General features: G+C 72.3%; 10 protein-coding genes and 1 pseudogene. 5 read left to right on the top strand and 6 right to left on the bottom strand.

The annotated features are described in order from the left end of the window. Window positions 1-36: 36 nt before the first annotated feature. Window positions 37-996 (bottom strand): NAD-dependent epimerase/dehydratase family protein, encoded by a 960-nt coding sequence (locus AOQ53_RS21265; RefSeq protein ID WP_059419567.1) that lies wholly within the window; start codon window positions 994-996, stop codon window positions 37-39. 132 nt (window positions 997-1,128) lie between these two features. Here AOQ53_RS21265 and AOQ53_RS21260 point away from each other — a divergent pair, with 132 nt between their 5' ends. The 3 genes and pseudogenes from AOQ53_RS21260 (at window position 1,129) to AOQ53_RS40020 (ending at window position 3,164) form a co-directional block, all read left to right on the top strand. Then, window positions 1,129-1,569 carry an SRPBCC family protein gene (locus AOQ53_RS21260; RefSeq protein ID WP_059419565.1) on the top strand — a complete coding sequence of 147 codons (441 nt, stop codon included), beginning with the start codon at window positions 1,129-1,131 and terminating at the stop codon, window positions 1,567-1,569. A gap of 71 nt (window positions 1,570-1,640) precedes the next feature. Continuing rightward, window positions 1,641-2,447, top strand: a complete 807-nt coding sequence (locus AOQ53_RS21255; protein ID WP_059419564.1) for a helix-turn-helix domain-containing protein — start codon at window positions 1,641-1,643, stop codon at window positions 2,445-2,447. A 31-nt stretch (window positions 2,448-2,478) separates the two neighbouring features. After that, window positions 2,479-3,164, top strand: a pseudogene (locus AOQ53_RS40020) (methyltransferase). 7 nt (window positions 3,165-3,171) lie between these two features. Here the strand turns inward: AOQ53_RS40020 and AOQ53_RS21240 are convergent. The 5 genes from AOQ53_RS21240 to AOQ53_RS21220 all read right to left on the bottom strand — a co-directional run bounded on the left by AOQ53_RS21240 (window position 3,172) and on the right by AOQ53_RS21220 (window position 9,812). Further along, complete coding sequence (locus AOQ53_RS21240) at window positions 3,172-4,323, bottom strand: XdhC family protein (RefSeq protein WP_059419560.1); 1,152 nt, start codon at window positions 4,321-4,323, stop codon at window positions 3,172-3,174. Between the two features lie 47 nt (window positions 4,324-4,370). Continuing rightward, window positions 4,371-5,828, bottom strand: a complete 1,458-nt coding sequence (locus tag AOQ53_RS21235) for an NCS2 family permease (RefSeq protein WP_059419559.1) — start codon at window positions 5,826-5,828, stop codon at window positions 4,371-4,373. A 110-nt stretch (window positions 5,829-5,938) separates the two neighbouring features. Continuing rightward, entirely contained in the window at window positions 5,939-8,338 is a 2,400-nt protein-coding gene (locus tag AOQ53_RS21230; RefSeq protein WP_059419558.1) for a xanthine dehydrogenase family protein molybdopterin-binding subunit, read from the bottom strand. 2 nt (window positions 8,339-8,340) lie between these two features. Continuing rightward, a complete protein-coding gene (locus AOQ53_RS21225) occupies window positions 8,341-8,922 on the bottom strand; it encodes a (2Fe-2S)-binding protein (RefSeq protein ID WP_059419556.1) in 582 nt (193 codons plus the stop codon). Beyond that, the gene (locus tag AOQ53_RS21220; RefSeq protein ID WP_059419554.1) at window positions 8,922-9,812 is read right to left on the bottom strand and encodes an FAD binding domain-containing protein; all 891 of its coding nucleotides are present in this window, start codon (window positions 9,810-9,812) and stop codon (window positions 8,922-8,924) included. Before AOQ53_RS21220 ends, AOQ53_RS21225 begins: the two co-directional genes overlap by 1 nt. A gap of 378 nt (window positions 9,813-10,190) precedes the next feature. On the opposite strand from AOQ53_RS21220, the gene AOQ53_RS21215 reads away from it, so the two are divergent. After that, entirely contained in the window at window positions 10,191-11,864 is a 1,674-nt protein-coding gene (locus tag AOQ53_RS21215) for a PucR family transcriptional regulator (RefSeq protein WP_059419551.1), read from the top strand. 149 nt (window positions 11,865-12,013) lie between these two features. After that, window positions 12,014-12,796: a hypothetical protein gene (locus tag AOQ53_RS21210; RefSeq protein WP_059419645.1), complete on the top strand. Its 783-nt coding sequence runs from the start codon at window positions 12,014-12,016 to the stop codon at window positions 12,794-12,796. The last annotated feature ends 297 nt before the right edge of the window (window positions 12,797-13,093 follow it).

The following is a 13,093-nucleotide window of genomic DNA, read 5'->3' as shown; positions in this document are numbered from 1 at the left end:
ATCTTGTAGTGCTGAAACACCCTCCCGTAACCGCAGTCAGGCGGCCACGGAGCGCGAGAACCAGCCAATGGTCCGTTCGAGTCCTTCGCTCCAGCCGACGCGGGGCCAGCCGAGCCGCTCCCGGGCCAGCCGGGCGTCGGGGCGGCGCCGGGCCGGGTCGTCGACGGGGCGGTCCACGAACCGGATCCGGGAGGCGGAGCCTGTGATCTCCACGGTCCGGCGGGCCAGCTCCAGCATCGTGATCTCGTCTCCGCCGCCGATGTTCACGGGCCCGGTCTCGGTGGAGGCGGCCAGGGCGAGCACCCCGTCCACGGTGTCATCGACGTAGCAGAGCGAGCGCGTCTGCCCGCCGTCGCCGGCGACGGTCAGGGGCATGCCGTCCAGGGCCTGCGCGATGAAGGTGGGGACGGCGCGGCCGTCGCCGGTGCGCATGCGGGGGCCGTAGGTGTTGAAGATGCGGACGATCGCGGTGTCGGTGCCGTGCACGCCCCGATGGGCGGTGACCAGGGCCTCAGCGAAGCGCTTGGACTCGTCGTAGACGCTGCGCGGGCCGATCGGGTTGACGTTGCCCCAGTAGCCCTCGCGCTGTGGGTGCTCCAGCGGGTCGCCGTAGACCTCGGAGGTGGAGGCGAGGACGAACCGGGCGCCGTCGGCGTGGGCCCGCTCCAGTGCGAGCCGGGTGCCGGTGCTGCCGACGTCGAGGGTCTCCAGCGGCAGCCGCAGGTAGTCGGCGGGCGAGGCGGGACACGCGAAGTGCAGGACGAGGTCGAACCGGCCGGGCAGCGCCTGCCAGGCCGCCGGGTCGGTGGCGTCACCGCGCACGAAGCGGAAGCCGGGCCGCTGCTCCAGGCCGACCACGTTGGCGCGGGAGCCGGTGGCCAGGTTGTCCAGGCACACGACCTCCGTGCCGGAGTCGGTCAGCCGTGCGCACAGATGGGATCCCACGAATCCGGCGCCGCCGGTCACCAGGGCCCGGCGCCAGGCACGTGCGCTCACGGGACTCTCCTTCCACTGGCTTTCGCTTGCGTGTCGGCGCGAGTAACCAGGGGAAGAGGCCGGACACCGAACGGCCTCTATGCACGGAGTGCATAGCCCAGGCGTACCTTCTCGGTTCCCTACGATCGAGGGGTGGCGAACATCCTGCTCGAACGCACGGTCCCGCTTCCCCTCGACGAGGCGTGGCGGCGGATCACGCTGTGGCCGCGACACGGTGAGGTGGTGCCGTGGACGGCGGTCAGGGTCGTTCCGCCCGGGCCGACCCGCGTGGGCACGGTGGTCGTGGCCCGGTCGGGTGCCGGGGCGCTGGCCTTCGACGACGCGATGGAGGTCACGGTGTGGCAGCCGCCGGAGGACGGGGCGCCGGGGATGTGCCGCCTGGAGAAGCGGGGCCGGGTGGTGCTGGGCTGGGCGGAGCTGGAGGTGCGGCCGGGACCCGGGGGGCGTACCCGTGTGGTCTGGCGGGAGGAGATCCGGATCCGACTGCTGCCGTCGTTCTTCGACGGCGTCCTGCGGCCGTCGGCGCGGTACGTGTTCGGCCGGGCACTGAACCGTTTGCTCAGACGTCCGTAGGCGTCCCCGCATGGCGCGTGCGCGGAACTTTCGTCCAAGACAGGAGCGGCGAAGTCGGCGACCGTGGAGGCATGCGTAGTTACGAAGCGGAGAGCGAGCCCGGCTGGGACGTCGCCCTCCCCCGCGACGGCATGTCACTCGACGGCGTCCGGATGGCCGGGTTCCGTGAACGCGCCGCAGCCGGGCTGGAGTTGCGGGTACTTCCGCAGCCGGCGGTGGTCGTCGTGATCGGGCTCGCGGAGAGCCCGTTCTCGGTGGACGGTGCCCACGGTCACCAGGACCTGCCGAGCTTCGCCGCCGCGCTGTCGCCCGGCCCGGCCCGGATCCGCGGTGCGGGCGTCGAGTGCGTCGAGATGCGTCTGTCGCCCCGGGCTGCCTATGCCCTGCTGGGCGTCTCCCCGCGCGAGCTGGACGGATCCGTCAGGGGGCTCGACGACCTCTGGGGGCGGGCCGGGTCGCGGCTGCGGGAGCGGCTGGCCGAGGCCCCGGCCTGGGAGCAGCGGCTCACGCTCGTGGACCGGTTCCTCGCCGAACGGGCCGCGCGGGCACCGGCGATGGCGCCCGAGGTGGCCGCGGTCTGGGACACCATCGTGGCCCGTCGGGGCCGGGTACGGGTCGGCGAACTGGCCGACGCCTGCGGCTGGAGCCGCAAGCGGCTGTGGTCCCGGTTCAGCGACCAGATCGGCCTCACCCCGAAACGCGCCGCCATGCTGGTCCGCTTCGACCACGCCGCCCGCGCCCTCAGCGCGGGCGCGAACGCCGCCGACGTCGCCCTGGCCTGCGGCTACGTCGACCAGCCTCATCTCCATCGCGACGTACTGGCGTTCGCGGGCTGCACGCCCACCGCCCTGGCCGGCGGGGCGAACTCCGCCGGCTGACCGGACGAAACAACGTAGGAGGGGAAGACCTGTGGCGAACACCCATGCCCTGGCACCGGACATGACCGACCGCGAGCTGCTCGTGCGGCTCGTCTTCGGCGGCATGGCCGCGCAGACCGTGCGCGCGGCCGTCCGGTTGAGGATCGTCGAGCTGATCGGCGACACGCCACGCCCGGCAGCCGACGTGGCCGCCGACGCCGGAGCCGAGCCCCAGCCCATGACCCGGCTGCTTCGTGCCCTGGCGGGCCTCGGCCTGCTGAGGGAACACAGCTTCGGCACCTTCGCGGTGGCCCCCGCGGGTTCACTCCTCGACCCGGGCCGCCCCGGCTCGCTCGGCTCACGGAACGCTGCTCCCTGGTCGCCGGGGACTTCTTCCGGTCGGTGCCCGAGGGCTCGGACCTCTATCTGATGAAGAGCATCCTGCACGACTGGCCGGACGACCGGGCGGTCACGATCCTGCGCCACTGCCGCGCGGTGCTGCCGCCCGGCGGACGCGTCCTGATCCTGGAACCGGTACTGCCCGAGGTCGTCGGGACCGACGACGACGGGAGCACGTATCTCAGCGACCTCAACATGCTGGTGAACGTGGGCGGACGGGAGCGCACCCGCGCGGACTTCCAGGAGCTGTGCGAGGCCGCCGGCCTGTCCCTCGTCTCCGTCACACCGCTCCCGGAGGCGGAACCGTTCTGGCTCCTGGAGGCCGCGGCGGCCGGCTGACCCGGTGTCAGGCCACCGACCCGATCCGCCCCACCGCCTTCGACTCCGGCTCGTGGTGGATCGGCGTATGGGCCCCGGTCAGCGAGACCCCGCTGCCGCCGCGCCTGGCGGCGACGATCTCCGAGGCGATCGACAGGGCCGTCTCCTCGGGCGTACGGGCCCCGAGGTCCAGGCCGATCGGGGAGTGCAGCCGCCTCAACTCCCGCTCGGTGACGCCGACTTCGCGCAGGCGGGCGTTTCGGTCCAGGTGGGTGCGCCGGGAGCCCATGGCACCGACGTACGCCACCGGCAGCCGCAGCGCCAGCTTCAGCAGGGGCACGTCGAACTTGGCGTCGTGGGTGAGGACGCACAGGACCGTGCGGGCGTCGACGTCCGTGCGTTCGAGGTAGCGGTGGGGCCACTCGACGACGATCTCGTCGGCCTCCGGGAAGCGCGCCCGGGTCGCGAAGACGGGGCGGGCGTCGCACACCGTGACGTGGTAGCCGAGGAACGTGCCGACGCGGACCAGGGCGGAGGCGAAGTCGATCGCGCCGAACACGATCATTCGAGGCGGCGGGACCGAGGACTCGACCAGAACCGTGAGCGGTGCTCCGCAGCGGGAGCCCTGCTCTCCGATCTCCAGGGTGCCGGTGCGGCCGGCGTCCAGGAAGGCGCCCGCCTCGGCCGCGACCGTGCGGTCCAGTTCCGGATGGCCGCCGAAGGCGCCGTCGTAGGAGCCGTCGGGGCGGACGAGCAGGGCTCGGCCCGCCAGTTCGGGCGGGCCCGAAACGATCCGCGCCACCGCCGCCGCCTTCCCGGACGCGGCGGCGGTGAGCGCGGCCGCGACCACCGGGCGGACCGGATCGCCTGCCCGGACCGGGGTGACCAGGATGTCGATGACGCCGCCGCAGGTCAGGCCCACGGCGAAGGCGTCGTCGTCGCTGTAGCCGAAGCGCTCCAGGACGGTGTCGCCGTCCCGTAGCGCCTGCTCGCACAGCTCGTAGACCGCGCCCTCCACGCAGCCGCCCGAGACCGAGCCGATCGCCGTGCCCTCGGCGTCCACCGCGAGCGCGGCGCCGGGCAGGCGGGGCGCGCTGCCGCCGACGGCCACCACGGTGGCCACGGCGAAGTCACGGCCCTGCTCGACCCACCGGTTCAGCTCCTCGGCGATGTCCAGCATCTGTCTCGGTCTCCTTACGGCTGCGAGCGACGAGGCTGCCACGGGTGTCAGTGGACACCCAGCCAGCTCTCGATCGGATTGAGGGCGAAGTAGACGAGGAAGATCGCCGTCAGCACCCACATGAAGGCGCCGATCTCGCGCACCTTGCCCTGGGCGGTCTTGATGGCGACGTAGGAGATGACGCCCGCGGCGACACCGGTGGTGATGGTGTACGTGAACGGCATCAGGACGACCGTCAGGAACACCGGGACGGCGGTGGCCCGGTCGGCCCAGTCCACGTGCCGGGCGTTCATCAGCATCATCGCGCCGATGACGACGAGGGCGGCGGACGCGACCTCCTGCGGCACGATCGCCGTGAGCGGCGTGAAGAACAGGCAGGCCGCGAAGAACGCACCGGTGACGACCGAGGCGAGGCCGGTGCGCGCGCCCTCGCCGACGCCCGTGGCCGACTCGATGAACACCGTCTGGCCGGAGCCGCCGGACACCCCGCCGATCGCGCCGCCGGCGCCGTCGATGAACAGCGCCTTGGACAGGCCCGGCATCCGGCCCTTGTCGTCGGCGAGCTTCGCCTCGGTGCCGACGCCGATGATCGTCGCCATCGCGTCGAAGAACCCGGCCAGCACCAGCGTGAAGACGATCATGCCGACGGTCATCGCGCCGACCTCGCCCCACCCTCCGAACTCCACGTCCCCGAAGAGCGAGAAGTCGGGCATGGACACCGCGCCGCCGTGCAGTTCGGGGGCGCCGGCCGCCCACTGCTTGGGGTCGATGACGCCGGCGGCGTTCAGGACCGCGGCGACGACCGTGCCGCTGACGATGCCGATGAGGATGGCGCCCGGGATGTTCCGGGCCTGGAGCATGAAGATCAGCAGCAGGGTGCCGGCGAAGAGCAGCACCGGCCAACCGGCCAGTTCACCCGCCGGGCCGAGCGCGAGGGGGGTGGCCTCGCCCTGGTGCACGAAGCCGGACTTGTAGAAGCCGATGAGGGCGATGAACAGGCCGATGCCCATGGTGATGCCGTGCTTGAGCGCGAGCGGGATCGCGTTCATGATCATCTCGCGCAGGCCGGTGACGACCAGCAGCATGATGACCACGCCGTACATCACGCACATGCCCATCGCCTGCGGCCAGGTCATCTCGGGCGCGACCTGGGAGGCGAGGACTCCGGAGACGGACAGACCGGCGGCGAGGGCGAGCGGCACCTTGCCGACGAGACCCATCAGCAGGGTGGTGAGGGCCGCCGCGAACGCGGTCGCGGTGATCAGGCCCTGCTGGGCGAGGGTGTTCCCCGCCGCGTCCTTGCCGGACAGGATCAGGGGGTTGAGCAGGAGGATGTACGCCATCGCCATGAAGGTGGTGACGCCGCCGCGCACTTCGCGCGCGACCGTGGACCCTCTGTGGGATATGTGGAAGTACCGGTCGAGCCAGGACCGTCCGGCCGGGACGCGGGTGCCTTCGCCCGCGTCCTCGGCTGTGGTCCTCGGCTCCAGTGACTGCTGGGTCATGTGGGCCTACTCCCAAGTTTCATAGGGGGTTGGGATGCACGACCCGGGGGACGGCCCGAGACGAACGAGGGGGTCCGGGGGAGGCGGTCCCCCGGACGGAACTCTCCTGTTCAGGCCTCGGAGAGTGACGTGCCCGTCAGGTGCTCGGGCCGCACCGGAGTCCGGTTCAGCTCGAGCCCGGTCGCGTTCCGGATGGCCGCGAGGACCGCCGGGGTCGACGACAGGGTGGGCGCCTCGCCGATGCCGCGCAGCCCGTACGGGGCGTGCTCGTCGGCGAGTTCGAGGACGTCGACCGGGATGGTCGGCGTGTCGAGGATGGTCGGGATCAGGTAGTCCGTGAAGGAGGGGTTCTTCACCTTCGCCGTCTTCGGGTCGACGATGATCTCCTCCATGACCGCGACGCCCAGGCCCTGTGTCGTGCCGCCCTGGATCTGGCCGAGCACGGACAGCGGGTTGAGCGCCTTGCCGACGTCCTGGGCGCAGGCCAGCTCGATGACCTTCACCAGGCCGAGCTCGGTGTCGACCTCGACGACGGCGCGGTGCGCGGCGAAGGAGTACTGCACGTGCCCGTTGCCCTGGCCGGTGCGCAGGTCGAAGGGCTCGGTCGGCCGGTGCCGCCACTCCTCCTCGACCTCCACGGCCTCGTCCTCCAGGACGTCGACCAGGTCGCCGAGGACCTCGCCACCGTCCGTGACGACCTTGCCGCCCTCCAGGAGCAGTTCGGCCGTGGCCCAGGCCGGGTGGTACGACCCGAACTTGCGGCGGCCGATCTCCAGCACCTTCTCGCGGACCAGCTCACAGGCGTTCTTCACGGCGCCGCCGGTGACGTACGTCTGCCGGGAGGCCGACGTCGAACCGGCACTGCCCACCCGCGTGTCGGCCGGGTTGATGGTCACCTGCGTGACGCCCAGCTCGGTGCGGGCGATCTGCGCGTGGACCGTGACACCGCCCTGGCCGACCTCGGCCATGGCCGTGTGGACGGTGACGACGGGCTCGCCGCCCACGACCTCCATGCGGACCTTCGCGGTCGAATAGTCGTCGAACCCCTCGGAGAAGCCCACGTTCTTGATGCCGACCGCGTAGCCGACACCGCGTACGACGCCTTCGCCGTGCGTGGTGTTGGACAGGCCGCCCGGCAGCTCCCGTACGTCGGCGCCCTCGCTGGACTCCCACTGGCGCTCCGGCGGCATCGGCATCGCCTTGACGCGGCGCAGGAGTTCGGCGACCGGGGCCGGCGAGTCGACCGGCTGCCCGGTCGGCATGATCGTGCCCTGCTCCATGGCGTTGAGCTGCCGGAACTCCACCGGGTCCATGCCGAGCTTCTTCGCCAGCTTGTCCATCTGCGCCTCGTAGGCGAAGCACGCCTGGACCGCGCCGAAGCCACGCATGGCGCCGCAGGGCGGGTTGTTGGTGTAGAGGGCGATGGCCTCGATGTCCACGTCGTTGATCACGTACGGGCCGACCGACAGGGAGGAGGCGTTGCCGACGACGGCCGGGGAGGCGGAGGCGTAGGCGCCGCCGTCCAGGACGATCCGGCACTTCATGTGCGTGAGCTTGCCGTCCTTGGTGGCCCCGTGCTCGTAGTGGAGCTTGGCCGGGTGGCGGTGGACGTGCCCGAAGAAGGACTCGAACCGGTTGTAGACGATCTTGACCGGCTTGCCGGTGCGCAGCGCCAGGAGGCAGGCGTGGATCTGCATGGACAGGTCCTCGCGGCCGCCGAACGCGCCGCCGACGCCGGACAGCGTCATCCGCACCTTGTCCTCGGGCAGGCCGAGCACGGGCGCGATCTGGCGCAGGTCGCTGTGCAGCCACTGGGTGGCGATGTAGAGGTGGACGCCGCCGTCCTCCTCCGGTACGGCGAGGCCGGACTCGGGGCCGAGGAAGGCCTGGTCCTGCATGCCGAAGGTGTACTCGCCCTCGACGATGACGTCGGCCCGCTTGCGGGCTTTTGCCACGTCACCGCGGACGATCGGCTGGCGGTGGACGATGTTCGGGTGCGGGACGTGCCCGGCGTGGTGGTCGTCGCGGTCCTCGTGGACCAGGATCGCGTCCGGCGCGGTCGCCGACGCCTCGTCGGTGATGACGGGCAGTTCGCGGTAGTCGACCTTGATCTTGGCGGCGGCGCGGCGCGCGGTCTCCGGGTGGTCGGCGGCGACGATCGCGACCGGCTCGCCGTGGTGGCGGACCTTGCCGTGGGCGAGGACCGGGGTGTCCTGGATCTCCAGCCCGTAGTTCTTCACGTCGGTCGGCAGGTCGTCGTACGTCAGCACGGCGTGGACGCCCGGCGTGGCCAGGGCCTCGCTGGTGTCGATGGACACGATCTCGGCGTGCGCGACGGTCGAGCGGAGGATCTGGCCCCAGAGCATGTCCTCGTGCCACATGTCGGACGAGTACGCGAACTCGCCGGTGACCTTGAGGGTGCCGTCCGGGCGGAGCGTGGACTCGCCGATGCCGCCCTTGGTCTGGGAGCCCTGAGTGATCTTGGTGGGGGTTCCGTTGGGGGAAGACATGATCAGACCGCCTCTCCCTGCCGGGCGGCCGCGAGGCGAACCGCGTCCATGATCTTCTCGTAGCCGGTGCAGCGGCACAGGTTGCCCGACAACGCCTCGCGGATGTCCGCGTCGGTCGGGGTCGGGTTGCGCTCCAGCATCTCGTCGGCGGCGACCAGCAGACCGGGCGTGCAGAAGCCGCACTGGACGGCGCCGGCGTCGATGAACGCCTGCTGGATCGGGGAGAGTTCGGTGCCCTCGCCGGTCTGCGAGTCGGTGCCCCTGGCCTCCCACTGCCGGGCGTTCTGGAGCGTCGTACCGCAGGCGCCACTCGTGCAGCCGCCCTCGGCGCGCTGCTTGGCGTAGTCGGCGAGCCCCTCGACGGTGACGACCTCGCGGCCCTCCACCTGCCCCGCCGCCACCAGGCACGAACACACCGGCACACCGTCCAGCCGGACCGTGCACGACCCGCACTCGCCCTGCTCACAGGCGTTCTTCGAGCCCGGCAGGCCGAGCCGCTCCCTCAGCACGTACAGCAGGGACTCGCCCTCCCACACGTCGTCGGCTTCCTGCGGACGGCCGTTGACCGTGAAGTTGACGCGCATTACGCAGCTCCCTCGGTGGTGCGGCGGGCGCCGCGGTAGGACTCCCAGGTCCAGGTCAGCGTGCGGCGGGCCATGACGCCGACCGCGTGGCGGCGGTAGCTCGCGGTGCCCCGGACGTCGTCGATCGGGTTGCAGGCGGCGGAGCACAGGTCCGCGAACTGCTTGGCGACGGACGGGGTGATGATCTTCCCGTTCTCCCAGAAGCCGCCCTCCTCCAGGGCGGCGTTCAGGAACTCCTCGGCGGCCTTGGCCCGAACGGGGGTCGGAGCGGCCGAACCGATGCCGGTCCGCACGGTCCGCGTCTGCGGGTGCAGCGCGAACCCGAAGGCACACACGGCGATGACCATCGCGTTCCTGGTCCCCACCTTGGAGAACTGCTGCGGTCCGTCGGCCTTCCTCACATGCACGGCCCGGATCAGCTCGTCGGGGGCCAGCGCGTTGCGCTTGACGCCCGTGTAGAACTCGTCGATCGGGATACGCCGTGCCCCGCGCACCGACTCGACCTCGACCTCGGCGCCCGCGGCGAGCAGGGCGGGGTGGGCGTCGCCGGCCGGGGAGGCGGTGCCGAGGTTGCCGCCGCCGCCGCCGCGGTTGCGGATCTGCGGAGAGGCGACCGTGTGCGAGGCCAGGGCGAGCCCCGGCAGCTCGGCACGCAGGTTCTCCATGATCGTCGTGTAGGGCACGGAGGCACCCAGCCGCACGCTCTCCTCGCCGACCTCCCACTCGGAGAGATCGCCGATGCGGTTCAGGTCCATGAGGTACTCGGGCCGGCGGTGGTCGAAGTTGATCTCGACCATCACGTCGGTGCCACCCGCGATCGGCACAGCGGTGGGATGCTCGGCTTTCGCGGCGAGCGCCTCCTCCCAGCTGGCGGGGCGAAGGAAGTCCATGACCGGCTCTCTTCTTCGTCTTCGTGTGGGGCGTTCAGATTGAGCCAATCCGTGTGCGGCGGTCCCGGCTCGTTCATGTGCTGTCAACGCGTAATGGACTCAGTACACAGGGCGGCGCTCCGGCGGGGTCAGTCACGGAAACCATGAAGGAGTTGGCTGGCCAGGACGGGCATCTTGTAGATTCGTATGAACGGAGGCCATCCGAAACCTCCTCGTTTTCCTGTGGAAACGCGCGGCACAGCCGCGTGACCTGGGACACAGCCAGGACACGTCCGGAGGGCGACGAACCCCGCTCACCAGCCCACCGAACGGACGTTCACCCCCACACCCCACCAAGATCCACCATAGATTTCGAGACAAAGATCGGCGGCGACGAGAATGCGGCTGCGCGCACTGCTGGACACCGACGCGCTGGGCCTCAAGCTGCTCGGCGGCGAGGACGAGCTGGACCGCACCGTGCGCGGTGTCATGACCACCGACCTGCGCGACCCCAGCCGCTACCTCTCGGGCGGCGAGCTGGTGCTCACGGGCCTGGCCTGGCGCCGGGACGCCGCGGACTCGGAGCCGTTCGTCCGGATCCTGGTGCAGGAGGGAGTCACGGCCCTCGCCGCGGGCGAGGCCGAGCTCGGCGACGTGCCGGACGACCTGGTCGCGGCCTGCGCCCGCCACCGCCTCCCGCTCTTCGCGGTGCACGAGTCGGTGGCGTTCGCGACGATCACCGAGCACGTCGTACGACAGGTCTCCGGCGAGCGCGCCGGAGACCTCGCGGCCGTGGTCGACCGGCACCGCCGGATGATGACGTCGGGCCCGGCGGGCGGCGGACCGGACGTCGTCCTGGACCTGCTGGGCTCCGACCTGGACCTGCGCGCCTGGGTCCTCTCCCCCACCGGCCGCCTGATCGCGGGCCCGAAGACGTCGGGCCCCGCCCTCCCCGCGGAGGCCTGCGGCCGGCTGGCGGCGGAACACCTCACGGCCACCCGCGCGGGCCGCCGCGCCCCGCACCGCGTCCTCCTGGGCGGCACCACCTACTCCCTCTTCCCGGTCCGCTCGACGGGCCGCTCGCCGCAGACCGCCCGGGACGCCCGCGAGACCGTGCTGTCCGACTGGCTGCTGGCCGTCGAGGCGGACGCCGGGGACTGGGCGGAGGAGCGCCTCGACCTGCTCTACGGCGTCACGCAGCTGATCGCGGTCGAGCGGGACCGCCGCGAGGCCGCCCGCACGGTCCGCCGCCGCCTCGCCCAGGAGGTCCTGGAACTGGTCCAGACGGGCGCCGCCCCCGCCGAGATCGCCGCCCGCCTCCGGGTGGCCGCCCCGGTCCTGCTGCCCGGCCTCGGGGCCGCGCCGCACTGGCAGGTCGTCGTGGCCCACGTCGACTGGGACGGCGCCGAGATCGAGGGCGGCCCGGTCGCCCAGGCCCTGCTGGAGGAGATCCTCGTCGACCCCCTGTCGGCCGGCCCGGAGCCGTCCGACCGCATCGCCGTGGCCCACACGGGCGACGAGGCCATCGCCCTCGTCCCGCTCCCGGCCGTCTCGACGGAGCACGACGGCTCGGAGAGCGGCGTCCTCGCGGACGCGCTCCTGGAGTCCGTGCGGGACCCCCTGACGGCCGGCCTGAACGACGACGGCCGTCTCACGCTCGGCGTCAGCGCGGCCGTGCACTCTGCGGAGGGCCTGCGCGGCGCGCTGGAGGAGGCCCGCCACGCCCGCCGGGTGGCGGCGGCCCGTCCCGGCCGGGTCTGCGCGGCGGGCCACCAGGAACTGGCCTCCCACGTCCTCCTGCTGCCCTTCGTCCCGGACGACGTCCGCCGCGCCTTCACGGCCCGCCTCCTGGACCCCCTCCGGGACTACGACCGCCGCCACAGAGCGGAACTGATCCCCACCCTGGAGGCCTTCCTGGACTGCGACGGCTCCTGGACCCGTTGCGCCACCCGGCTCCACCTCCACGTCAACACGCTGCGCTACCGGGTGGGCCGTATCGAGCAGTTGACGAGCCGTGACCTGTCGCGCCTGGAGGACAAGCTCGACTTCTTCCTGGCGCTGCGGATGAGCTGAGACGCGGGGCGTCCCTGCCCGAACACGGGGCGCCCCGGAGTCCCACGACTTTGTGAAATCCTTCACCCACCCTCTTGGCCCGGCGACGCGATTCGTGCTGAGATGCCGCCACCACTCAACAGCTCGATGGCGTGCTCGGGGAGGGCAACGTGGCGCATACCGCCATGTCTGGTAACGGAACGACCGCCGGTGACGATCCCCTCCAGACCGCGGTGTGGCGGCTGCGCTCACGCGCGTGCTGGGCCGACGCGGCCGCCCTGCTGCTGCCGGACACCCCCGCGGCGGCGCTGCAACGCGCGTCGCTGCTGGTCGAACGGAGTCTCTACACGGAGCAGGGCTGGGAGGAGGCCGAGGACGCCCTGCGCACCGCCGAGGCGCTGGCCCACAGCGACGACGAGCGGGGTGCGGCCGCTTGTGAACGCGGGTACTTGGCCTACGCCGCGACGGTGCTCGCGGTGCGCGACCGGGCCGACGAGGCGCGGGCGGCGCTGGGGCGGGCGGCGGCGCTGATCCCTCCGGGGGCTCCGCAGCGGGCCCTGCTGGACTTCCGTCGCGGGTTGCTCGCGGAGAACCTGACGCGTTCTCCGCAGGCGGCGCGCGCCGCGTATCGCCGCGCGCACGCGGGCGCGACGGCGCAGTCCGACCCGTTGCTGCTGTCCTTCACATGGCGGCACCTGGCCGGACTGGCGTTGCGGGACGGGGAATTGGCGGAGGCCCGGCACGGTTTCACGGAGTCGCTGCGGATCCGTGAGGAGCTGGGGTATCTCGTCGGTACGGCGCCGGCGCTGGTGTCGCTCGCCGACACGGAGACCGAGCCGGAGGCGTCCCGGCTGCGGGAGGAGGCTCGGCGGTTGTTCCGGTTGCTCGGGGGTGTGCCGACGTGGCTGGCGCGGCAGTTGGCTCCGCCGGCGGCGGGGGCGGCGACAGCTTGACAGCGCTGGAAGGTACCCGGTGCTGTCGGCGGGGCCGGGTGGGTGCGCAGCTCGGCGCGACGAGGTGACGCCGGCGGCTGCTGAGGCCGGGGGGTCCGCAGCCCGGCGGAACGGGGTGCCGCTGCGCCCACCCTCCCCGAAGCTCTCGGCTTGGCCCGAGCGGGGGCCCCTCGCCCTTGGCGGCACGATTGCCCGCGGCTAGGCGGGACGGGCGGCCCGCAGCGGCCGGCCTGAGGCAGCCAGTGCCCCGGCAGGCAACGTTCGCCCCTCAAGGAGCGGCGTCCGGTGCGTGCTCTG

Source organism: Streptomyces azureus (assembly GCF_001270025.1).
GTDB lineage: Bacteria > Actinomycetota > Actinomycetes > Streptomycetales > Streptomycetaceae > Streptomyces > Streptomyces azureus.
Note: the sequence above shows the minus strand (reverse complement) of the source record. Positions and strands in the feature narration are given on the sequence as shown.